At 35.8% G+C, this 24,299-nt stretch carries 19 protein-coding genes; 11 read left to right on the top strand and 8 right to left on the bottom strand.

All coding sequences use genetic code 11. The annotated features are described in order from the left end of the window. The coding region (locus tag RQM59_RS14320; RefSeq protein ID WP_349242810.1) for a YDG domain-containing protein at positions 1-5,252 on the top strand (5,252 nt) is incomplete at its 5' end. A gap of 38 nt (positions 5,253-5,290) precedes the next feature. After that, positions 5,291-6,181: a PorP/SprF family type IX secretion system membrane protein gene (locus RQM59_RS14315; RefSeq protein WP_349242809.1), complete on the top strand. Its 891-nt coding sequence runs from the start codon at positions 5,291-5,293 to the stop codon at positions 6,179-6,181. Between the two features lie 709 nt (positions 6,182-6,890). Here RQM59_RS14315 and dnaN read toward each other — a convergent pair. Then, positions 6,891-8,006, bottom strand: coding sequence for a DNA polymerase III subunit beta (gene dnaN / locus RQM59_RS14310; protein ID WP_349242808.1), 1,116 nt, complete (start codon positions 8,004-8,006; stop codon positions 6,891-6,893). 180 nt (positions 8,007-8,186) lie between these two features. Here dnaN and RQM59_RS14305 point away from each other — a divergent pair, with 180 nt between their 5' ends. The 4 genes from RQM59_RS14305 to RQM59_RS14290 all read left to right on the top strand — a co-directional run bounded on the left by RQM59_RS14305 (position 8,187) and on the right by RQM59_RS14290 (position 13,584). Next, positions 8,187-10,715, top strand: a complete 2,529-nt coding sequence (locus tag RQM59_RS14305; protein WP_349242807.1) for a PIG-L family deacetylase — start codon at positions 8,187-8,189, stop codon at positions 10,713-10,715. Positions 10,716-10,717: 2 nt separating this feature from the next. Then, complete coding sequence (locus tag RQM59_RS14300; protein ID WP_349242806.1) at positions 10,718-11,296, top strand: dioxygenase family protein; 579 nt, start codon at positions 10,718-10,720, stop codon at positions 11,294-11,296. Positions 11,297-11,419: 123 nt separating this feature from the next. Further along, a complete protein-coding gene (locus tag RQM59_RS14295) occupies positions 11,420-13,120 on the top strand; it encodes a sodium:solute symporter family protein (protein WP_349242805.1) in 1,701 nt (566 codons plus the stop codon). After that, positions 13,120-13,584: a GNAT family N-acetyltransferase gene (locus RQM59_RS14290; RefSeq protein ID WP_349242804.1), complete on the top strand. Its 465-nt coding sequence runs from the start codon at positions 13,120-13,122 to the stop codon at positions 13,582-13,584. Before RQM59_RS14295 ends, RQM59_RS14290 begins: the two co-directional genes overlap by 1 nt. Before the next feature lie 43 nt (positions 13,585-13,627). Here the strand turns inward: RQM59_RS14290 and RQM59_RS14285 are convergent, their stop codons facing one another. Continuing rightward, complete coding sequence (locus RQM59_RS14285) at positions 13,628-14,731, bottom strand: hypothetical protein (protein WP_349242803.1); 1,104 nt, start codon at positions 14,729-14,731, stop codon at positions 13,628-13,630. A gap of 169 nt (positions 14,732-14,900) precedes the next feature. On the opposite strand from RQM59_RS14285, the gene RQM59_RS14280 reads away from it, so the two are divergent. Next, positions 14,901-15,776, top strand: a complete 876-nt coding sequence (locus RQM59_RS14280) for a LytR/AlgR family response regulator transcription factor (protein ID WP_349242802.1) — start codon at positions 14,901-14,903, stop codon at positions 15,774-15,776. A 52-nt stretch (positions 15,777-15,828) separates the two neighbouring features. On the opposite strand, the gene RQM59_RS14275 is transcribed toward RQM59_RS14280, so the two are convergent. After that, a complete protein-coding gene (locus RQM59_RS14275; protein WP_349242801.1) occupies positions 15,829-16,677 on the bottom strand; it encodes a DUF2911 domain-containing protein in 849 nt (282 codons plus the stop codon). A gap of 110 nt (positions 16,678-16,787) precedes the next feature. Between RQM59_RS14275 and RQM59_RS14270 the strand changes: the two genes are divergently transcribed. Next, a complete protein-coding gene (locus tag RQM59_RS14270) occupies positions 16,788-17,453 on the top strand; it encodes an MIP/aquaporin family protein (RefSeq protein WP_349242800.1) in 666 nt (221 codons plus the stop codon). On the opposite strand, the gene gldG is transcribed toward RQM59_RS14270, so the two are convergent. The 4 genes from gldG to RQM59_RS14250 are packed head-to-tail and all read right to left on the bottom strand — an operon-like array spanning position 17,450 to position 20,971. Next, a complete protein-coding gene (gldG, locus tag RQM59_RS14265) occupies positions 17,450-19,090 on the bottom strand; it encodes a gliding motility-associated ABC transporter substrate-binding protein GldG (protein WP_349242799.1) in 1,641 nt (546 codons plus the stop codon). The genes RQM59_RS14270 and gldG overlap by 4 nt on opposite strands. After that, entirely contained in the window at positions 19,083-19,802 is a 720-nt protein-coding gene (gene gldF, locus RQM59_RS14260; RefSeq protein ID WP_349242798.1) for a gliding motility-associated ABC transporter permease subunit GldF, read from the bottom strand. The genes gldG and gldF overlap by 8 nt, the downstream gene beginning before the upstream one ends. Before the next feature lie 11 nt (positions 19,803-19,813). Beyond that, on the bottom strand, positions 19,814-20,110 hold the full coding sequence (locus tag RQM59_RS14255) for a putative quinol monooxygenase (RefSeq protein ID WP_349242797.1): 297 nt from the start codon (positions 20,108-20,110) through the stop codon (positions 19,814-19,816). A 3-nt stretch (positions 20,111-20,113) separates the two neighbouring features. Continuing rightward, positions 20,114-20,971, bottom strand: a complete 858-nt coding sequence (locus tag RQM59_RS14250) for an SAM hydrolase/SAM-dependent halogenase family protein (protein WP_349242796.1) — start codon at positions 20,969-20,971, stop codon at positions 20,114-20,116. 131 nt (positions 20,972-21,102) lie between these two features. Here RQM59_RS14250 and RQM59_RS14245 point away from each other — a divergent pair, with 131 nt between their 5' ends. From RQM59_RS14245 to RQM59_RS14235, 3 genes are all read left to right on the top strand, one after another. Then, positions 21,103-22,056 (top strand): PhoH family protein, encoded by a 954-nt coding sequence (locus RQM59_RS14245; protein WP_349242795.1) that lies wholly within the window; start codon positions 21,103-21,105, stop codon positions 22,054-22,056. A gap of 66 nt (positions 22,057-22,122) precedes the next feature. Beyond that, entirely contained in the window at positions 22,123-23,070 is a 948-nt protein-coding gene (locus tag RQM59_RS14240) for a phosphoribosylaminoimidazolesuccinocarboxamide synthase (RefSeq protein ID WP_349242794.1), read from the top strand. After that, a complete protein-coding gene (locus RQM59_RS14235; protein ID WP_349242793.1) occupies positions 23,067-23,540 on the top strand; it encodes a hypothetical protein in 474 nt (157 codons plus the stop codon). The genes RQM59_RS14240 and RQM59_RS14235 overlap by 4 nt, the downstream gene beginning before the upstream one ends. Positions 23,541-23,591: 51 nt before the next feature. Here RQM59_RS14235 and RQM59_RS14230 read toward each other — a convergent pair whose 3' ends face one another. Further along, positions 23,592-24,152 (bottom strand): fasciclin domain-containing protein, encoded by a 561-nt coding sequence (locus tag RQM59_RS14230; RefSeq protein WP_349242792.1) that lies wholly within the window; start codon positions 24,150-24,152, stop codon positions 23,592-23,594. Positions 24,153-24,299: the final 147 nt, after the last annotated feature.

Genomic DNA, 24,299 nt, shown 5'->3' with positions numbered 1-24,299 from the left:
GTTTAACAGGAGATAATAAAGTATATGATGGTACCACTGCTGCTACGGCAACTGGAACGGCAACGTTATCCGGAGTTATTGGTGCGGACGATGTATCTATAGGAGGATCACCGGTGTTTACCTTTGCGAGTGCGAATGTAGGCACAGGAATTACCATAAATACGTCGGGTTATACGATTTCAGGAACAGATTCTGGAAATTATACCTTAACGCAACCTACCTTATCTGCTGATATTACAGGAATTGCATTAACCATTACCGGATTAACAGGAGATAATAAAATATATGATGGTACCACTGCAGGTACTGCTACAGGAACGGCAACGTTGTCTGGGGTTGTCGGTGCAGACGATGTATCTATAGGAGGATCACCAGTGTTTAGCTTTGCATCGGCTAATGTGGGTACAGGAATTACTATAAATACGACAGGTTATACTATTAGTGGAACCGATGCTGGAAAATATACCTTGATACAACCTACTATGTCAGCCGATATAACGGCGGCAAGTTTAACGGTTGTTGGTTTGACAGGTGATAACAAAGTTTATGATGGAACTACTGCCGGTACTGCTACAGGAACGGCAACGTTATCAGGAGTGATAGGAGCAGATGATGTATCGATAGGAGGTTCACCAGTCTTTACCTTTGCAAGTGCTAATGTGGGTACTGGTATTACTTTGAATACATCCGGGTATACTATTAGTGGAACGGATTCAGGAAATTATACGCTTACACAACCTACATTATCGGCTGATATTACAGCAATAGGATTAACCATTACTAGCTTAACAGGAGACAATAAAGTATATGATGGAACTACTGCAGGCTCAGCCACAGGAACTGCAAATTTATCAGGAGTCGTAGGAGCTGATGATGTGACTTTAGGAGGTTCACCAGTATTTACTTTTGCGAGTGCCAATGTAGGAACAGGCATTGCGCTAAACACAACAGGGTATACGATTAGTGGAACTGATTCAGGTAACTATATACTGACACAACCTACCTTATCTGGAGATATTACAGCTGCAAGCTTGAATGTTACAGGTTTAACGGGTGATGACAAGGTGTATGACGGAACCACAACAGGTTCAGCCTCTGGAACAGCGAATTTATCCGGAGTTATAGGAGCGGATAAAGTTAGTTTAGGAGGTAGCCCAACATTTACTTTTGCGAGTGCTAATGTAGGTACAGGTATTACGATAAATGTTGCGGGCTATACGATCTCAGGAGCCGATTCTGGAAACTATAACTTAACACAACCGACTTTATCAGCTGACATCACCGCTAAAGCATTAACGGTCACAGGCCTTACAGGAGATGATAAAATATTTGATGGAACTAATGTAGCTACTGCTTCAGGAACAGCGAATTTATCAGGTGTTATAGGTGCTGATGATGTGAGCTTAGGAGGCTCACCAGTATTCACTTTTGCTTCACCCAACGTTGGTGTCGGAATTACCATAAACACCACAGGATATACCATCTCAGGAACAGATTCAGGGAATTATACATTAACGCAACCAACTTTATCAGCAGATATAAATTACCCAACGGTATCTTTTAGCGCAACAAGTAGTAATGGTTTAGAGAGCGTTAGCTCGGCGAACCTTTCAGTAGATTTATCAACCGCTTTTGCTTCTCCAGTTATGGTTGATTATGCTGTAACAGGAACTGCTACTGGTGGTACAGATTATACATTAGCTAATGGCACGCTTACTTTTAATCCAGGAAGCACCAACGAGAGTATTACCATTGCAAGCATTGTAGCAGATATGGTTGTAGAGTTGGATGAAACAGTGATTATCACTTTATCAAACCCAACCAATGCAGCATTAGGGACTAACACGATGCACACCTATACCATTACCAATGATGATTCAGCATCACTAAGCATCGATGATGTAACTAGAGCAGAGAATGCCGATGGAGGAGCTACTACTGATTTTACCTTTACGGTCACCTTAACTGGAGATGTAGATACAGGATTTACGATTTCCTCCGCAACATCCAACGGTACAGCTACTGCAGGTGCTGATTATGTGACCGGTTTTGGTATTTTGGCATTTTCAGGAACTAGTGGTCAAACGTTATCTTATACGGTAACGGTAAATAACGATAGTGCATTAGAAGCAGATGAGACATTTAATGTACTCTTGAGCAATATACAAGCCAATGGACGAAATGTTATGTTTAGCGATGATACAGGGCAAGGAACTATTACCAATGATGATAGTGCTTCGGTAACCATTGCAGACATAAGTGGTAATGAAGATGATGGAAATATTACTGTAACTGCGACGCTGGATAATCCGGTACAAGGAGGTTTTATGGTAGATGTAAATACTACTGATGGAACGGCTACTACTGCGGATTCTGATTATACTGCTGTAAGTGGACAAACTTTAATCTTTGCAGGAACTGCAGGAGAGGCACAAACTTTTACGATTACACCAACATCAGATACAAAATTAGAAGCTAATGAAACCCTCACTGTAGGTCAAAATAACCTAAGCGCAACTAGCCTAGCAGTTGTGATTACAGATGGGGCAACAATAACTATTAATAATGATGATACATCTGCAGTAACAATTGGATCTGTAAGTACCAGTGAAGATAATGGAGCAGTTACGCTAACCGCTACATTAGGAAATGCTGTTCAAGGAGGTTTTACTGTGGATATGAATACAGTAGACGGAACTGCTACTATAGCTGATAACGATTATAGTGCTGTTACAGGCGAGACACTAATCTTTGCAGGAATTGCCGGTGAGACGCAAACTTTTACGGTTACACCAACAGCCGATACGAAGTTAGAGCCTAATGAGACGGTTACGATAAGCCAAAGTAATTTGGCAGGGACAACGTTGTCCGTTATTATAACGGGAACAGCAGTAGTTAAGATTAACAATGATGATAGTGCTGCTGTTACGATTGCAGACGTAAATCAAAATGAAGATGATGGGTCAATTACGCTAACTGCTATGTTAGATAATGCAGTTCAAGGAGGCTTTACAGTTGATGTAAATACGGCTGATGGTACGGCTACGGTAGCTGACGGTGATTACACTTCAGTGATAGGACAAACCCTAACTTTCGCAGGAACGGCAGGAGAAATGCATATGTTCACGGTGTCTCCAACATCAGATACTAAGTTGGAAGCCAATGAAACGGTTATGATAAATCAAAATAATTTAGGAGCTACTATTCTTGGTGTTGATATTACAGACACAGCAACTGTTACTATAGATAATGACGATGCCACAATGATCACATTAACCGATATTACGGTAGATGAAGATGAAGGTACGATCAATGTAGTTGCTACGCTAGGAAACGCTGTTCAGGGAGGATTTACTCTGAATGCTAGTACTGTAGATGCGACAGCAATTGCTCCTGGAGACTTTACGGCTTTAATGAATCAACCAATTCCTTTTGCAGGTACAGCAGGAGAAACTCAAAATATTGCTCTTACAATCACTGATGATAATGTGGGAGAGGAGACAGAAATGCTAACAATGATTCAGTCTTCCATAAGTGGAACAACGTTAGGAAGTGATATTACTATTTCAGATACAGCTACAGTAACAATTATTGATGATGATGCTCCAGTAGTAACGATGGTGTCAGTTCCTTCTGATGGAAACTACGGAATAGGAGATAACTTAGATTTTACGGTATCATTTACCAATGCAGCAACGATTAGTGGTAGCCCATCGATTCCTATCACTATTGGTTCAGTAACCCGTCAAGCTGTTGTTAATGGAACCTTTACTGGATCGTTGACAGCTGATTTTAGATACACGATCGTTGAGGGAGACTTAGATACTGACGGAATTTCTGTAGGAACAGATATCTTACTAAACGGAGGTTCAATAGTTGGATCCACTAATATTGATGCGATTCTTACTTTGAATAATGTAGCGAGCACGGTGAATGTAAATGTTGACGGTATTAAACCAACGTTAGTAATTACCACGAATGCACCAGATCCAACAAATACGAGTTTTACAGCGACCTTCACGTTTAGCGAAGATGTTACTGGATTTGAAATAGGTGATATTATTGTCGGTAATGGAGCTGCTAGTGCCTTTGCATCGACTAGTGCTACCGTATATACTGCTACTATTACACCAGCAGTAGATGGAAATGTGACTTTGGATGTGAATGCCGATATTGCTTTTGATGCAGTTTCTAATCCAAACGTAGCGGCAAGTCAATACAGTGTTTTATATGATGCAACACGACCTACGCTGACCATTACAAGTCCTGCGCCAGATCCAACGAATATGGATTTTACAGTTACATTTACTTTTAGCGAACCAGTACTGAATTTTGAAATGGCTGACTTGGTAATTACGAACGGAACGCCAAGTGCATTTACAATAATTGATAGCCAGACCTATACAGCATTGATAACTCCAGGAGTAACAGCTCAGGTAGTTGTAGATGTACCAGACAATGTAACTGAAGACCCAGCCACGAATGGTAATGTTGCTGCTCAGTTTAGTATAGAATTTGATAACACGCCCCCCGACATTCCGTATTTAAGTCATATTTCCGAGTACACATGTACAGGGAATGTGCTTAAGACGGGAGATAATACCTTGGAGATCTCAGGAGCGGCAGAACCATTATCTATAGTAGAAGTATTTATTGATGGAACTTCCATTGGTACTGTAGCGGCTACAAATAGTGGATTCTTCACATTCGATCATACGGGAACTACTCTTACAGATGGCGTTTATGATATTACGGTAACTGCTACCGATGCAGCTACTAATACAAGTCCAGTATCAAACACATTGACTATAGAAATAGACTCTTTGGATAGTGATGGTGATGGTTTACCAGATTTCTGTGATGATGATGCAGATGGAAATGGGGTAGCAGATACAGATGAAGATTGTGATGGTGATGGTATTATAGACAGTTTAGATACTGATAATAGTGCTTGTACTACCGAAATTCAAAATGTAAAAACGTATGGATTCTCTCCTAATGGTGATGGAATAAATGATGGATGGTTTATAGAAGGAATAACGGCCTATCCTAACAGTGTGGTGCAAGTATTTAATAGATCAGGAAAGTTAGTTTTCAAGAAGAAAGGATATCAAAATGATTGGACAGCAGTCTCGAATCAAATTAGTAATAGTGGAAACAATAGTAGACTTCCAGTAGGACCTTACCTGTTTATCATCGACTTAGGTGATGGCAGTAAACCCACTCGAGGATGGCTTTATATTAATTATTAATTCGAAAGATGATTCAACAATTTACAAACAGAACAATCATGAAAAGATCAATCATAACACTATTCGTAATCACCTTCTCTTTATTAATGAACAATAAAGCGCAGGCACAACAAGATCCTAATTTTACTTTGTATAACTTTAATATGAATATTATTAACCCAGCTTTTGCTGGTAATAAGGATACACCAGAACTGAATATGGTTTATAGAAGCCAATATATTGGTATTGACGATGCCCCAAGAACCGTGGCGTTAGCGTATTCCAGAGCTTTAGGTAGTAACCTGGGTATAGGAGTCTCCTTAATTAATGATCGTGTATTTGTATTAAATGAGACGGATGTAGCCATCGATATTTCTTATAAGATTCAAACGTCGGATGAAACCAATATCTATTTTGGATTAAAAGCTGGAGGTGGTTTTGTGAATATTGACTTGACAAAATCAAATGCTCCAGGAAATGACCCTTTGTTTACGCAGAATCAAAGTTTCTTTAATCCACATATAGGAGCAGGATTAAATATTCAAAATGAGAAGTTTAATATATCTATATCAGCACCAAACTTTTTAAATGGAAAACGTTACGAAAAACAAGGGAACGCGCCGTCGGCCGCAGTAGAAAATATGCATTTTTATATAGGAGGTTCTTATAACTTTAATCTAACAGATAACTTACTTTTAACTCCAAGATTTATGATGCGTACGGTAGAAGGAGCACCTACTTCTTATGATGTAGGTTCTTCATTGGAGATTAATAACAAGATCACAGCTGGAGCGAACTATAGAGTAGAAGAGATGGTCTCTATTTATGGATTGTTCAATGTAATAGATAACCTAAAGTTAGGCGTGGCATATGATATGGTAACGACAGATGTAAATTTGGTAAATGACAATGGATCTTTAGAGTTCATTCTAAAGTATCAGTTCAAATAGGTAGAAATATATTTTGTATCTTATTACAAACAATAAATCGAGAATAAAAACGATTACGTATATGAAGAGATTTAATAGTTGTTTTAGGGGTATAACTATTAGATAAGAAAAGGGTCAAACATCTGTTTGACCCTTTTATATGTTTTAAAATAATAATTACCCATATTAATATTGTTTTTAATAACAATCATTTGAGCTTCACAAAAAGAGACTAGAGCTTCACAAATTTTCATTAAACTTATTTTGAAATCCTAACTTTATTGACTCGAATCCACTTAAATAATTTAGGTATGGGTATCTAATTAATGATTTTAGATTCGTTTTAACAAGGTAATTATGTACGTTTATATTGCCGCTAAGTTCAAACTTCCAATGAAGTGAAAGGTATTATCTCTTTATCCTCCCCCGAGTTTTGGTAAGAGATATGGAAGAATAGGAATGCATCTTCTGGTAACCTGAAGATAAAATGCACTTCTATATTGAGGGCTCTTATAACTTTAATTCACTAGGTGAATTTGCAAGGTGGAATGAAATGAGCCCTCACTTCCTATTCAAATAAGTAGTAGTATACTATGTTAATCAAAGAATAAATCGAAAATAAAAACGATTAAGTATATTAAGAGATTTAGTAGTTGTTTTAGGGGTATAACTATTAAATAAGAAAAGGGTCAAACATCTGTTTGACCCTTTTATATTTTATGAAATAAATTTAATTATTTAGCATCACTGGCATTACCAACATGGTTACTTGCTCACCTTCATCTGTACCATCAATTGGTGTTAAGATTCCAGCTCTATTTGGCAAGGACATTTCAATCAATACTTCGCTCGAGCTTAGGTTGTTTAACATCTCACTTAAGAAACGAGAGTTAAATCCAATTTGCATATCGTCTCCTTGGTATTCACAACTTAAACGCTCATCAGCCTTATTAGAGAAATCTAGATCTTCTGCAGAAATATTTAACTCAGTTCCCGCCATTTTTAAACGGATCTGATGTGTTGTTTTACTTGAGAAAATAGATACACGTCTTACAGAGTTTAAGAAAGAAGCTCTGTCTACTGTTAATTTATTCGGATTCTCTTTCGGAATTACTGCTTCGTAGTTAGGATATTTTCCATCAATCAATCGACATACCAACACGAAATTATCAAATGTAAACTTTGCATTAGAATCGTTATACTCGATGGTAACTTCTTCAGAATTTGCTAAAATCCCTTTTAATAAATTTAAAGGTTTCTTTGGCATGATAAACTCAGCAGTTTGTTCTGCGGTTACATCTGTTCTTGTATACTTCACCAATTTATGTGCATCAGTAGCAACAAAAGTCAAGCTTTCAGAACTAAACTGGAAGAATACACCACTCATTACAGGACGAAGATCATCGTTTCCAGCAGCAAAGATGGTTTTAGAAATAGCTGTAGCCAAAACTTGTGATGGCATCGTTGTTTTACTTGGAGATGGTAAACTTACCGCTTTTGGGAATTCATCTCCTCCAAAGTAGGCCATGTCATATTTTCCCTGATCAGAACTAATCTCAATAGTGCTGTCACCTTCAGTTTTAAAGGTAAGTGGTTGATCCGGAAATGTCTTCAAAGTATCTAATAACAAACGAGCAGATACAGCAATAGAACCAGATGAGTCAGATTCTACATCTACTACGGCACTCATTGTTGTTTCTAAATCGGATGCAGAAACCTTTAACGTGTTTTCTGACAATTCGAATAAGAAATTATCTAAAATAGGGAGGGTATTATTACTATTGATAACGCCACCCAAAACCTGTAATTGCTTTAATAATTGAGAGCTAGATACTATAAATTTCATGAATTCTTTTTTTAAAAAAAATTGAATTACAAATATATCTTAAATAAGTGATTTTAAAAATATATTTATTAACAGATTTAAAGCTTTGTTGATAGCGGAAATTGAAACGTTATAAATATGTTAATGCCGATGTTTTCGGATATTAAAATGTTACATTTGTTAGCAACCAAATCGTTTTTTATGAGGAAAAATAGCCTATTTATTCTTTCTTTTTTGCTGATCTCTTCAGCAGTATTTGCACAAAAACCCAACAAGTTATCGTCAAATCAAATTTTTGAAAAACTACAAAAATTGAATTTTTTAGGATCTGCTTTGTATATCGCAGCGCATCCTGATGATGAAAATACACGACTTATTTCGTACCTCTCAAATCAAAACAAAGCGAGAACAGGGTATTTGTCATTAACAAGAGGTGATGGTGGACAAAACTTAATAGGACCTGAAATAAGAGAGTTATTGGGGGTAATCAGAACACAGGAATTATTAGCAGCGAGACGTGTTGATGGAGGTGAACAAAGATTTACAAGAGCTAACGATTTTGGATATTCCAAACACCCAGATGAAACATTGGAAATATGGGATAAAGAAAAAGTGTTAGCCGATGTAGTTTGGGCGATTAGAACCTTTAAACCAGATGTTATAATCAATCGTTTTAATCATAGAACTCCTGGAAGTACTCATGGACATCATACCACTTCGGCCATGCTCAGTGTTGAGGCTTTTGATTTGGTAAACGATAAAACTAAATACCCTGAACAATTAGCATACACTAATGTATGGCAACCTAAACGTTTGTTCTTTAATACATCTTGGTGGTTCTATGGTAGTCAGGAAAATTTTGCCAAGGCTAACAAAGACAAAATGCTTTCTTTTGATATTGGGGTATACTATCCTCTAAAAGGACTGTCGAACAATGAGGTGGCTGCAATTGCAAGCAGTCAACATTTATGTCAAGGATTTGGAAGACTAACAACTAGAGGATCTCAAACGGAATATGTGGAGTTTTTAAAAGGAGATTTTCCCGAAGATAAATCTGATATCTTTTCAGGTATAAATACTACTTGGAATCGTATCCAAGGAGGAGGAGATATTGGAGCCATCTTGTATGATATAGAAGAAAGTTTCAATTTTGCAGATCCTGCAAAGCATTTACCGAAGTTCTTAGAGGCTTATAAAAAAATTCAATCTCTTGAGGATGAGCATTGGAAGAGTATAAAATTGAAACAAATCACCGAGATCATTGAAGCGTGCGCAGGATTATACTTAGAAGCATCAGCTACTAGTTCAAGTGCAATTCCTAACTCAAAAATTGATTTGCGAATTGAAGCATTGAACAGAAGCAAATACAATGTAATCTTAAACTCTATAAGTACTTCATCGGACAAAAGAACTATTGTTAAGGATGTGGCACTAGAGAATAACAAAAGACAAAATTTTAGAGAATCTATAACCTTGAATAATGAAGCCTATTCCGACCCTTATTGGTTAAAGAATAATTGGTCGTTGGGGATGTATGATGTACAAGATCAAATGTTGATCGGGAATCCAGAAACGCCTAGAAATGTTAGGGTAACATTCAACTTGACAATTTGGGAACAAGACATAAGTATTACAAAGAATGTAGTATACAGATATTCTAAAAGAGATAAAGGAGAGTTGTATGAACCCTTTGAAGTATTGCCAATGGCTACTACCAAATTAAAGGATAAAGTGTTAATTTTTTCGGATGACAAAACAAAAACAGTTTCTGTTGCGGTAAGATCCGGTGCAAATACTATAAGTGGCAAATTAAGGTTAAATGCTCCTAATGGGTGGAAAGTAAGTCCATCTTTTATAGATATCTCTATTGCTCAAAAAGGAGACGAACAATTGTTTGATTTTAAAGTTACACCTCCAAATAGAGAATCGGAAGGAAAGTTAAAACCAGTACTATTGATTAATGATAGAAGATACTCAAAAGAACTGGTCGAGATTAATTATGATCATATCCCAAAGCAATCTGTCCTACTTAACTCTGAAGCAAAAGTGGTACGATTAAATATCCAAAAATCTGGGAACTATATAGGCTATATTAAGGGTGCCGGAGATGCGGTTCCAGAGAGTTTGCAGCAAATAGGATATACAGTAGTAGAAATTGATCCTAATAAAATTGATGGCGAGAATTTGCATAAGTTCGATGCTGTTGTTGTTGGTATTAGAGCCTATAACACAGTAGGAGCTTTGAAGTTTAAACAGAAATTTTTGTTAGACTATGTGAAAAAAGGAGGTAATATGATCGTGCAATACAACACAAGCGGTAGAAGAGGTGGCGTAGATGTTGGAGCTCCGTATGATTTAAAAATCTCGAGAGATAGAGTTACGGACGAAACTGCAAAAGTTAATGTACTCGCAAAAAATCACTCGCTCATGAATTTCCCAAATAAAGTTTCTGAGAAAGATTTTGAAGGGTGGGTACAAGAAAGAGGATTGTATTTTCCGAATCAATGGAGTGCTGAATTTACGCCGATATTATCCATGCATGATAAAGGAGAATCAGCAAAAGAAGGAAGCTTGTTAGTTGCCAAATACGGAAAAGGAAATTATATCTATACGGGCCTAAGTTTTTTTAGAGAGCTTCCTGCTGGAGTACCTGGAGCATATAAGTTGTTTGCAAATATGTTATCTATGGGTAAAGAGAACATAAAAAAGGATGGCAAATTAAAGCAATAATTATGAAAAGGTATTTGGGTCTGCTAGGTGTACTTTTTTTTATTTCATGTACTGCACAGCAGGCAAAATTTGATAAAGTCACCGCAGAGGAGGAAGTGGTTTTAAAGGAATTTCAAAATGTACCGAATTCTGCGAGCTTACAAATGACCAAAGCCAGCGAACCAGGAGAAACCATGATGTTATGTCTAACGTTTGTAGATAAGCAAACAAAAACTCCGTTACAAAATCAGAAAGTTTTATTGTATCAAACTTCAAATGATGGAAATTATAATCCAGAAGTATCGGGCGATGAAAAAACCGCTCGAATACGTGGTGAGGGGTTTACAGATACCAAAGGAAGACTTTATATAAAAACAATATTACCTGGAAGCTATGCTACTTCAGGAGATAATAGGCATATTCACACGCAGGTATTTGGTGCCAGACCAGAAGCTTATGATATGCATTTCAAGCAGTATACGAGTGCACGAATGAAAAGGTTTATACAAAGTAGAGATCAATTTTTTCTAGTAGATCTTAAGCATAACGCAGAAGGAAAACTAATCGGATTCTTGACAATTGAAGTCAAAAATCCAAAATAATACTACATGGCAAAAGAAGAAAGACAACCCTGGAGAAAGATCTATACCCTCATACTAGTGGCAAATCTCATCTATATTATCCTTTTTTATTTTATTACAAAAGCCTACTCAATTTCTTAAACTATGGATGGAACTTTACATTTTTTAGATTGGATTGTATTATCGGTAACCATATTATTTATTGTAGGCTTTGGAGTTTATAAAACCAGAAAAAATGGTAATGTAAAAGATTTTATCAAAGGAGGAAATGATACAAAATGGTGGACTATCGGTCTCTCCGTGATGGCTACTCAAGCTAGTGCCATTACTTTTTTATCTACACCCGGGCAGGCTTTTCATGATGGAATGGGGTTTGTGCAATTCTATTTTGGCTTACCCATTGCCATGGTTATTATTTGCCTTGTCTTTATTCCCATTTACTACAAGCTGAATGTTTATACAGCCTATGAGTATTTAGAAACGCGGTTTGATCTAAAAACAAGATCCTTGGCTGCCATTTTATTTTTAATCCAAAGAGGTTTGGCAGCTGGAATTACAATATACGCACCAGCGATTATTCTTTCTTATGTATTAGGATGGGATTTGGTCATATTGAATATCTGCATTGGTGTATTGGTTATTATTTATACAGTTTCTGGTGGTACCAAAGCTGTAAATGTGACACAGAAACAGCAAATGATTATCATTTTTGCTGGAATGTGGATTGCATTTTATTTGATCATGCAATATATGCCAGATGGAATTACGTTTGGAAAGGCTTTAGACATTGCTGGATCAAGCGATAAAATGAAAGTATTAGATTTTTCCTTTGACCTTAGTAACCGATATACTGTATGGACAGGGTTTTTAGGAGGTACATTTTTAATGCTTTCTTATTTTGGAACGGATCAAAGTCAAGTGCAACGCTATTTGTCTGGAAAATCACTACGAGAAAGTCAATTAGGATTGCTTTTCAATGGTCTATTAAAAGTACCTATGCAATTTTTTATTTTGCTAGTAGGAGTTATGGTATTTGTATTTTATCAATTTAATGCATCTCCTTTAAACTTTAATCCGCAAGTGAATGAGGCTATTATTAATTCGGAATACGCCGTTGAATATAAAGCTTTAGAGTCTCAACATGTTCAAATAGAAAATGAGAAAAGAACATTATTGTTAGATGGTGTTCAAGATCATGAAAGAGCTCTGATTAGAGAATTGAATCAGAAAGATCGATCCTTAAAAGAAAGAGCTAAAGAAATTATCGCAAAGGCTGATTCTAGTGTGCAGACAAACGATAAAGATTATGTTTTTATTCATTTTATTTTAACAAGGTTACCTAGAGGGATCATAGGGTTATTACTTGCTGTAATTTTAGCTGCGGCCATGTCATCTACTGCTTCAGAATTGAATGCCTTAGCATCTACAACAACGATTGATATTTATAAGCGAAATATAAGAAAAGGCAGGTCTGAATCTCATTACGTAAGCGCGTCAAAATGGTTGACATTTGGTTGGGGATTATTGGCGATTCTCATTGCCTGTGTAGCGGATCTATTTGATAATCTAATACAGTTGGTAAATATAATTGGCTCCGTATTTTACGGAAATGTCTTGGGTATTTTCTTATTGGCATTTTTTATAAAATATGTAAGAGGAACTTCGGTTTTTATTGCTGCTATAATTACTCAATTACTAATATTTGCTATTTATTTTATGGATGTTCTACCATACCTATGGTTAAATCTGATCGGTTGTGTTATTGTGATGATTTTAGCTATTTTTATTCAATCGGTTACGAGAAAAAATAACATGGACCCCATTGAAAAAATAACTGGAGTATAATGACTATTAGAACAGCTACTTTAAAGGACATTGAAGAACTATTGATCTTTGAACAAGGTATTATAGATGCCGAAAGACCTATGGATATTACTTTGAAGAGAGAAAAAACATATTATTATGATCTTCCATACATGATTAATGAGCCAAGTATAGAGTTGTTGGTCGCCGAGATCCAAGGAGAGCTAGTAAGTTGTGGATATGCTAGGATTGTAAAAGCAAGAGAATGTTTTCAATATGAGCGATTTTCATATCTAGGTTTTATGTTTACCAAAAATGAGTATAGAGGTAAAGGTATCAACAAGAAAATAATGGAATCTTTGTATGATTGGACGCGATCTCAAGGAGTTCATGAAGTGCGATTAGAAGTATACCCGAACAATCCGGCCGCAATAAAAGCCTATGAAAAAGCAGGTATGAAGGAGTGTTTAGTTACAATGCGAGTAGACCTTCGCGAGAAAATGTAAAAAGCGAACTACCTAGGTAATCCGCTTTTTGCCCCCTCAACAACTAATTAAAAATGTAGAAATCTAATTCAAAATTTGAAGATGGATGTCTTAGATTACCCCAAGTTCCATTTTCGCAAAAAATACCGGATACATAAGAGTTTGTCGTTTCATAATACAAATCTTGTTTCCAGTTAGTACTTATTCCTTTATCAATATATTCTTGCATAACAGCTGGAGACATAATTTCGAACATCGAAAGATGTCTATATCCACCAGTAGTTAAAACATAAACAGCAAAATCTCCCGAATCTAAATGTGCTGTTGGAGCAGTAGCAATTTCTTCACCCGAACTAACAATGTCTCCTACTGAAAGCCCATTTTTAGGTGTAATATGAAAAATCCGTACAATGACATTTTCATTCGCTGAAAGTCGAATATCTACCTCGTAATCCGTTGGGTCTTCTGAAACTCTGGTCTGTGTGATATTCACAATGGTGCCATCAGCAGGAGCATAATATTTTAAAGACGAAGGTAACTGTGTTGCTCCCGTGATCATTCCTTCAGAATAGGTGTGAAAATAGTGCTTTAAATTGACGCACGATTCACCACTATAGTCGACGAAGTTGTGACCGGCTGCGGATCTGTATCTAGATATTTTTTGAATTTTATTCAATTCAACATGTAAAGAAGTTAAATAGGGTTGTCCTATTACTTGGTCTAATTGGTTTGGCGTTAATGTGTAATTGCAACTTCCTTTTTTGGCTATCAATGTAGAAGTAATTAAAATATTTCCTTGTGGATCCACAATGCTAAAGGTGCCATCAAAAGAATTTGATAATTCGCTATAAGTCAAAGAACCAGTAAAGTTCCCTGTTCCGCTGGCAATTGTGTAAGTACCATTTATAGTTAAGATATTATTAGAAAAAGAGCCTGACCCTGATCCTGAATTTTCTCCCCCATCAAAGTCGTTAAATTGAATGTTATACTCGCCAGTGTTGTTGCTGTTAGAGATAACCAATTCGCTATCGACTAATGAAAAATCAAGGCAATAGGTCCCAACTATATTAATTTCGTCAACTGTTTCGGTAGTGTTATTAGTACAAGAATTAAGAATAAAACAACTAAAGACAATCCAAAAAAAAGAGATAAAATAATTTCGCTTCATAATGTTTTTTATGGTTTCCGTCAAAAATAAATAATGAGGAAAGGAATATTTTGAGTAGCCCTGTATTTTGGGATAAACAACACGCTTTTGTGATAGAATGCGGTATGTTTTTTTTACTAGAATTATGAAAGATTTATATTTGGGGTATTCAGCAATCGCGCGGTACATAATGAATACTAAAATCATACAGTTTTTTAAGCACCCTTATCCTTTTTATGAGAATATGATGCAGGCTTTTAAGCTGGGTTTGGGAATTGGCTTTTTTATTGGTTTTTTTTGTTACTTATTTCGTCCGTTTGGATTAGAACATGCAACGGATATTCAACTATTAGGTTTTGGATTGGTATCTTTTTTGGTTTGTGGATTCTACATGATGCTCTTACCATTAGTATTTCCAAACATATTGAGTCATAGAAAATGGAAAATATATAAGGAGATCTTATGGATACTTTTAATCACCAGTTCTATTGCAACAGCAAATTACTTTTATCTTGGATTTATATTTGATGCAGGCTATGCTTTTAATCTCCGCATTTTTGTTTTTGTTCTAACCAGTACTGCTATTATAGCCGTTATTCCTGCAATAGCCATTATCTTATACAAACAAGTATTTGTGTATAAGAGAATCGTGAAAGAAGTTGAAAAAATTGATGCAAAACTTGTTTCTAGAAATAGCTTGTTCATCGAAGATGAGAGTAAGATCAGGATCACGTTTAAATCCGACACTAGAAAAAATGATGTGCATGTTTTTTTGGATCAATTTGTTTTCCTGAGCTCTTTTGGAAATTATATTGAAGTCTATTATTTGAAAAATAATGAGTTAACAAAACAGTTAATACGAAATACGATTTCTAATGTTGAAAAGGACCTGAAGGAGATTAAAAGTATTGTGAGATGTCATAGATCCCATATGATCAATTTACAAAAAATAGATCGAGTAAAAGGAAACTTGCAAGGATATCAACTCTTTTTTAAGGTGGTAGATATGCAGATTCCGGTATCTCGGAGCTATACAAGACTGATAAAAGAAGCTGTACTTAATTAAACAAAAAAAAGCGAACCTTAAGGGTCCGCTTTTAAGCTTTTAGAATCAAATATTACATTGCTCCCCATTCTTTTAGAGATGCTTTGTTCATTTTCATATAATCAGCATTGTTTTCTTTCGTAGCTAATTTTAAAGAAGTTTTTGCGGCAGCAATTGCTCCTTTTTTGTTTCCTGCCTTTGCATAGATCAAAGACTGTTGCCTGTAATACCAGAAACGAGGACGTTCTTTCGTTAGTTCAATCGCTTTATCTATCCATTTAGCGGCTTGCGCTATATCCTTACCCTCTTGCTTAAAATACACAGCAGCAGCATAGTAATCATTTGCAGAAGGACCATTCATGGTTTTGTTAATAGAGGCCATTACAGATTTATCCGTTGGAGTTTCAAACTGAACGCCAACATAGGTGTTTTCCCATAGGATACCAATCACCGCTGAGTTATTAGTAAGGTCATCAAAAGACATGGTATAGGTCTCTATTTTCATAGGCATTTGCATTACGTTCGCTGTAGCTTTTGCCGCTACTTTTGCGTCGTCCCATTTTCTAGGAGTTCCCCAATTCTTAGCATCTGAATAGAATAATACTTCCCAGCTATCTTTATTTGGAATAGTATACATGGCATACGAACCAGCTTTTAAGTTCTGACCATTAACAGTAACATCTGTACTAAATGTAATCTTGGTATTTGCATTGGCACCAGTTCTCCAAACTTTTCCGAATGGAACTAGGTCTCCAAAAATGGTTCTTCCCTTCATACTAGGACGAGAAAACTCTAAAGTAACATCCGTCATTCCGACTTTTTGTTCAATTTTAGAGAAAGGGCTAGGTTGTGGCGTACTTACCTGAGCATTCGAAGTATACGTAAACGCAACAAGGCAGACAATCAATAATAATTTTTTCATGAGTTCTTAGTTTGTTTTTAAAGTGCCCTAAAAATACGAAAAAAGAACAAGGCTAATGTTAACTATAGCTTAAAATAAGAGAATGTATATTTGCAAAAACATTTCTATAAATGAAAAAATATATAGCTGAATTTATTGGTACATTTTCCATGATCTTTTGTGGAACAGGAGCAATGACCATTAACGAAGTTACAGGTGGCGATGTTACGCATGTTGGCATCGGAATTACATGGGGTTTAATTGTGATGGCAATGATCTATGCTTTTGGAGAGACCTCTGGAGCACATTTTAACCCGGCAGTAACTATTGCCTTTGCCTATGCCAAGAAATTTTCCTGGAAAGAAGTACCGAAATATATTTTCTTTCAAATACTAGGAGGCTTTGCCGCAAGTTTTTTGTTGCTATTCTTATTCCCAGACAGCGAGCTGTTAGGATCGACAATTCCTAAGGTTGATGTTTGGCGAGCCTTTGTATTAGAACTTTTATTGACTTTCTTTTTAATGGTGGTAATCATTAATGTTTCTACCGGTAGTAAAGAAGTAGGAATGATGGCCGGTATCGCTATTGGAGGAGTAGTATTGTTAGAAGCTATGTTTGCTGGACCAATTACAAACGCTTCTATGAATCCTGCACGTTCTTTAGCGCCAAATATTGTATCAGGAAATGTACATGGATTGTGGTTGTATATGGTGGCACCAGTTCTTGGGGCACTGCTAGCAGTCGTGAGTTGCAAATTAGTTAAGGACGATAATTGTTGTGATGAAGAAGAGTGTTAAGAATACTTTTTTCTTCGTAAGTAATTTAACACGAAACCAAATCCAAATAACAATAAAAGAGGTAACACAACATTCAGGAATTGCCAGTAGGTTCTTTCTTTAAAAGCACGTTGCTTATCCAGGTTATTAATCTGCAAATTCTTATTTCTAAGCGTGATCAACCCTGAATCATCTAATAAATAATCAACAGCATTGATTAAAAGGTCTTTGTTGCCAAATTGTTCATTGGTCCACTTATCGGTAGATAGGTCATGAGGTTTCCCTTTTAACAATTGATTTCTTCCAACATCTCCATCAGAAATAACAATCATTTTATTGGGAGTACTTTGTCCTTTGAACAAAGGAGTGTTATACGGTTTTATACGACTTTTATATGCTGAATTAAAATCACCTTCTAACAGTACACCAAAGAGTTGATAACTGCCCTTATATTCTTCCTCTTTAGGCTCATTGGCAATGCTTTGTAGCTCAATAAAATTAGGTGTTCCCGTTTTTTTTGTCAATAAAGAGCTTACCAAAAGAGGTGTTTTTTGAATAGTATTTTTGAGTGTATCAATCTGAGTTACGAATTGCATCCGAACAGGAGATACGTTTTTTGTAATCGGATGATTCGGATTTCCATTTACAACAGGATGGTAGAACCAAGGCAGGTTTTGAAACTGAGGCTGATTCCCAACGTTCCCAGTTGAAAGAGGAATCTTAGCTGCATACAAATCTTGTATTAAGGATGTGTTTATACGAACTCCATAACTAAACAAAAGGTCTGTAAGATTCAAATCTCTTGGATAAGCGAGCATCCTTCCGGAAGCTAATAAACTATCCATATCGGCTTGAACATTATCAATCATCCATAATGTTTTTCCCCCATTTGTGATGTACTGATCCAAGGTGAATTTTTCCTCTTCTGTAAATTTTTGCGTAGGTTTTGCAATGATCGCCAAATCAAAAGTTGACAAATCTTGTAATGTTCTTTGTGGGTTGGAAGCAACAGAATCTAAAGTAAATTTAGCCAGGCTGTTTTTCTTGGCAACTTCGGATAAAAAGCTGTATAGATATCTATCTTCCAACTGACCATTACCAGTAATAACCGCAACTCTTTTTCGCTTCTTTTTGACAATGTTGTTTATTGCGTCTACGAATGAAAACTCTAAACTTTCTACGGCATTTTGTAATTGTTCTTCCTGAGACGCTACAATAGATTGGGGAAGTAAAGAAACTATTGAACCCCTGTTTTGATATTCAACCTCAGCCCATGGAAAAATAATAGCCTGAGAAAGCTGGCCATCTTCTTCTACTGTCAATTGACTTGGAATCATGCCTTTTTTAACGAGTTCTTCACGAATGTCGTCTGGATTTTCAAATCGAATTACAATGCTCGAATTTTCTGCTCTTAGCTCCTCTAAAAATTGTTGTGTTTCAATTTGCAGTCTTTTAAACTCAGCAGGAAAGTCTCCCTCAAGATATACGGTAATATATAGAGAGCCATCTATTTTATCTAAGATAGAAGTGCTTACTTCGGATAGCGTGTATCGCTTGTCTGTAGTAAGGTCAAAACGACCATAAAAACGTTGAGTTCCAATATTAATAAGAACCAACCCAACGAGTACCAATATAAACGCTTTAATCTTTTTACTCATCTCCAATTTTTTGTTTGGTTATAAATAAAAAGAATACGATCACACTAAGGAAATACACAATGTCTCTGGTATCTATTACTCCCCGACTAATACTTTTAAAATGTTCATTGATACCCAATAGCCTAATGGTATAACCATCTTCCGTAAAACTAGCTGCCATTGCATCAAATCCGTAGAACAGCAAAAAAGTGATGAATACGCCTAGTATAAATGCGACAATCTGATTTTTAGATAGGGTGGAAGTAAATAATCCAACAGCAGCATACGTAGCTGCTAAAAGAAGTAATCCAATATAAGAGCCAATGGTGCTTCCCATATCTATGTTTCCTACTGGGTTTCCTAACTCATAAACTGTATACACATACGTAAGAGTTGGAATCAGAGCGATAATAATAAGTGTTAGAGCAGCGCCAAATTTACCTAGTACAATCTTCCAATGACTGATAGGTTTTGTTTTTAATAATTCTATAGTACCTGAATTCAACTCGTCGGCAAAACTTCTCATTGTTATCGCTGGAATCAAAAAAAGGAAAATCCATGGAGCCAGAAAAAAGAAATTGTTGATGTCGGCAAACCCAGCATTCAAAATATTGAAACCATCTTTAAATACCCATAAGAAAAGTCCATTTAATAATAAGAAAACTCCAATCACCAGGTATGCTACTGGTGACGAGAAGAATGCATTAATCTCTTTTCTTAAAATTGGATACATTGAGTTCTAATTTATTCTAGGCTAACAAGTTTATCTACACTCCAAGCTTCAGGTTTATCATTAAACAATACCTTGGTTTGGGCCCATACATCTTTAAATAGTGCTGAGTTTCTATAACGTTCAAGATCTTCTTCTGTATCCCAATAACTATAGGTGAAAAAAACATTGGTGTTTTGTTTATCTCTATACAATTCTAATAAACGACAACCAGAGCTCTTTCGTATATATTCCTTTTTGTTATTGAAATTATTCAAAAATGTCGGAATATGTTCTGTATGAAAACTCATTTTTACAATTCGCACAAACATATACTAAATTGGTTTAAATTCTTGAGTGTTCGGAGGTAAGAACTCTATACTGATAACATCTCTATATTCAAGGCCCAATAATGTGGAGGCACCTCCTACGGTCTTTAAATTACTTCTGTAAATAGCAATCTCTAAATAACCAGCGGAGTTGAATAAGGCTAATCGATTCCCATCAAATTGTCTTTTATCTTTTGCGCCGTCATCTACCACCTCATTATATTTATTAAAGACCTTTGTAAAAGTATAACGAGAAGCAGTAACTACATAATCCCGGCCTTTTCCTATATCCGTAAACATTTTCCTACTGATATTGGAAATAATATTTCCATAATTATCGATATAAATAACGCCACCAATAATTTTGGTTTGCTCTTGATTTACTTTTGGCTGAATCTCGATTAACTGTTTGTATTTTTTGATTTCCTTTCCTATGACATCTAAACTGCCTCCTCTAGAAATGAAACATGCTACCTGAACAAACACATCTAACACCGGGAAACTACTTTCAACACGATCATGAATATTGATCTCTACAATTTTAGTAGGTTTAATATCAGAAGTGATCATACAGATCAAGCCATTATCTGGACAGATGAAATAATGTCCATCTAAAGCCAAGGCTATATGTTTGTTATCTTCACTTAATTCGGAGTCAACACCTACAATATGTATAGTGCCTTCTGGGAAACTTTTATAAGAATTTTTAATAATATAAGCCGTTTCCGCAATGTTAAATGGAGTTATTTCGTGTGTGATGTCTACAATCTTTGCATCAGAAAGCTCAGAATGAATGGCTCCCTTTACCGCACCGACAAAGTGATCTTTGGTTCCAAAATCGGTGGTTAAGGTTATTAGAGACATTAAACGTTGAACTGTTAATTAAATGTGTAAAAGTTGCAAAAAAAATCCTCACAAATCTAAGCAATTCTGAAAATTAATTAGCTATTTTTAAAATGAATTATTAATGAAAAGAAACTTCTAAACCTAAACATTTGAACGAACGAATTATAGAACTCACAGAAATTAATCCAAAAGATTTTTTTGGAACACATAATAGTACAGTTGAACAATTAAAAAGATACTTCCCTAAAATGAAGATTGTAGCGAGAGGATCTAAGCTAAAAATCTACGGAGAGCCGGATCTTCTTGACGAGTTTGAAAAAAGATTGGAAATGTTGATCAAATATTATAATCGATATAACAAATTGGATGAAAATAGCATCGAACGCTTATTAACATCCAACGGAAAAGAAGAAAGTACTACTGCCGCAGCAAATGCGAAAGATGTATTGGTACATGGAGTGAGTGGTAAGTTGATTAAAGCACAAACCACCAATCAACGTAAGATGGTATCTCTAATGCAAAAGAATGATATGCTTTTTGCCGTGGGACCTGCTGGTACAGGGAAAACCTATACCGCTGTGGCCTTAGCGGTAAAAGCATTAAAGGAAAAAGAAGTTCGTAGAATTATTCTAACTAGACCTGCGGTAGAATCAGGAGAGAACCTCGGGTTTTTACCTGGGGATCTAAAAGAAAAATTAGACCCATATATGCAACCTTTATATGATGCTTTAAGAGACATGATTCCACACGAGAAATTAGAATCTCATATTGAAAAAGGAGTTATCCAGATTGCACCTTTAGCATTTATGCGTGGTAGAACATTAGATAATGCATTTGTGATCTTGGATGAGGCACAAAATACGACACACAATCAAATGAAAATGTTTCTAACAAGAATGGGTAAGCATGCGAAGTTTATTATTACGGGAGATCCTGGACAAATAGATCTTCCTAGAAAGCAAGTATCTGGTTTAAAAGAATCGTTATTAGCCTTAAAAGATATTGATGGTATTGCTCAGGTTTACCTAGACGATAAAGATGTAATTAGGCATAGATTAGTGAAAAGAATCATTACAGCTTATAAGAGTATAGAGACGGAATAATCTGAAGAAAGATAGTAAAAAATATATCTAAAAGAGTATTTTTGCCGCCAACAACAACACAACAAAATGAACACTATCAACGAAACAAACTTTCAGTTTCCGAACCAGAAATCAGTATACAAAGGTAAAGTACGAGAAGTCTATAATATCAATAATGAGGTATTGGTGATGGTTGCTTCCGATAGGTTATCTGCTTTCGATGTTATTCTTCCAAAACAGATTCCGTTTAAGGGACAAATACTAAATCAGATCGCTACAAAGATGATGAACGAAACAGCCGACTTAGTTCCGAATTGGCTCGTTGCAAATCCTGATGAAAATGTAGCTGTAGGACACTTGTGTGAACCTTTTAAAGTTGAAATGGTAATCCGAGGATATTTATCTGGACACGCGGCTAGAGAATATGCATTAGGAAAACGTGTTTTGTGTGGTGTACCAATGCCAGAAGGTATGAAAGAGAATGGAAGATTTCCTGAACCCATTATAACTCCTTCTACTAAAGCGGATAATGGAGAGCATGACGAAGATATCTCTAGAGAAGAGATATTGGCAAAAGGGATTGTTTCTGAAGAGGATTATGTAGTATTGGAAGAGTATACCCGAAAGCTTTTTACGAGAGGAACTGAAATTGCTGCTAAAAGAGGATTGATTCTGGTAGATACGAAGTATGAATTCGGAAAGACCAAAGATGGTCGTATTGTTCTTATTGATGAGATTCATACACCAGATTCATCTAGATACTTTTATGCTGAAGGCTATCTAGATAGACAAGCGAAAGGAGAGAAACAAAAACAACTCTCTAAAGAGTTCGTGCGTCAGTGGTTGATAGAAAGTGGATTTCAAGGAAAAGTAGGACAGCGAATACCAGAGATGACTACCGAAAAGATCACTGAGATTTCGGAACGCTACATAGAATTATTTGAACAGATCACTGGGGATGATTTTGTAAAAGCAAATACAGATAATGTACTGAACAGAATTGAGAAAAATGTAACTTCGTTCTTAACTTCATGAAAGCAGTCACAGTAAAAAAGATTAAAGACGAATTACAACATCGCTCAAATAGTGATCTTATTGAACTGTGTCTACGATTATCGAAATTTAAAAAAGAGAATAAAGAACTACTTACCTATTTACTTTTTGAATCACATGACGAAGAAGCTTATATAGAAAGTGTAAAGGAACATGTAGATGAATTGTTCGAACAGATCAATACCAAAAGCTTTTTCTATATCAGAAAGAGCGTCAGAAAGATCCTGTCTCTTATAAAAAAATATATACGGTATTCTAAAAAGAAAGATACGGAAGTAGAATTATTGCTTCACTTTTGTAAGAGGTTAAAATATTTCAGCCCATCAATAACAAGAAGCCCAAGACTTCAAAATGTGTATAATACGCAAATGGGGCTACTTCAAAAGGCAATTACCACGCTCCATGAAGATTTACAATATGACTATCAATTAGAGCTAGAGAACTTAGCATAAAAAGAACCCGCTACGAAAGGCAGCGGGCTCACAATCAACCAAAACTTCTAGTTATTTTGGCATTACTACGCTATCTATAGCGTGAATAATACCATTGGAAGCCTTTACATCTGTAATAATAACTGTGGAAGTGTTTCCTTTTTCATCAGTTAAAATCACATTGCCATCCCGCAATGAAGCCGTAAGCTTACCACCTTGAACTGTGGTAATTACAAATTTCCCTTTGTTTGCTTTAATTGCTTTTACAACTGCCTTGGCATTAAATTTTCCTGCTACTACATGATATGTTAAAATCGATGTAAGCAGTTTTTTATTCTCCGGTTTTAATAAAGTGCTAACAGTTCCTTGAGGTAATTTTCCAAAGGCGTCATTTACGGGTGCGAATACCGTAAAAGGGCCTTTCGCTGAAAGAACATCCACCAACCCTGCTGCTTTTACAGCAGCTACGAGTGTAGTAAAGTTTTTATTAGATACAGCGACTCCGACAATCGTTTTGTTGCTATCATTCTTCACTTCCTTTTTTACAGGATCTGTTGAGTTCGTTTCGTTCGCAATACTTGTAAAAGAAATACTTAAAGCTAAGATTGCGATACATAATGTTTTGAATTTCATGGGTTTTGTATTTAAGTTCTCTACAAAAGTACTACCCAAATACATAGTTTTGTTTAATGTTTTGTTAAAAAAATTAAACAAAATATTAAAATTGTATTAAAAAACTGCATATTAGGGTATATGCAGTTCGTTGCTTTTTGATCATAA

It is taken from the genome of Asprobacillus argus (assembly GCF_032248395.1).
In the GTDB taxonomy this organism is placed as follows: Bacteria; Bacteroidota; Bacteroidia; order Flavobacteriales; family Flavobacteriaceae; genus Polaribacter; species Polaribacter argus.
Note: the sequence above shows the minus strand (reverse complement) of the source record. Positions and strands in the feature narration are given on the sequence as shown.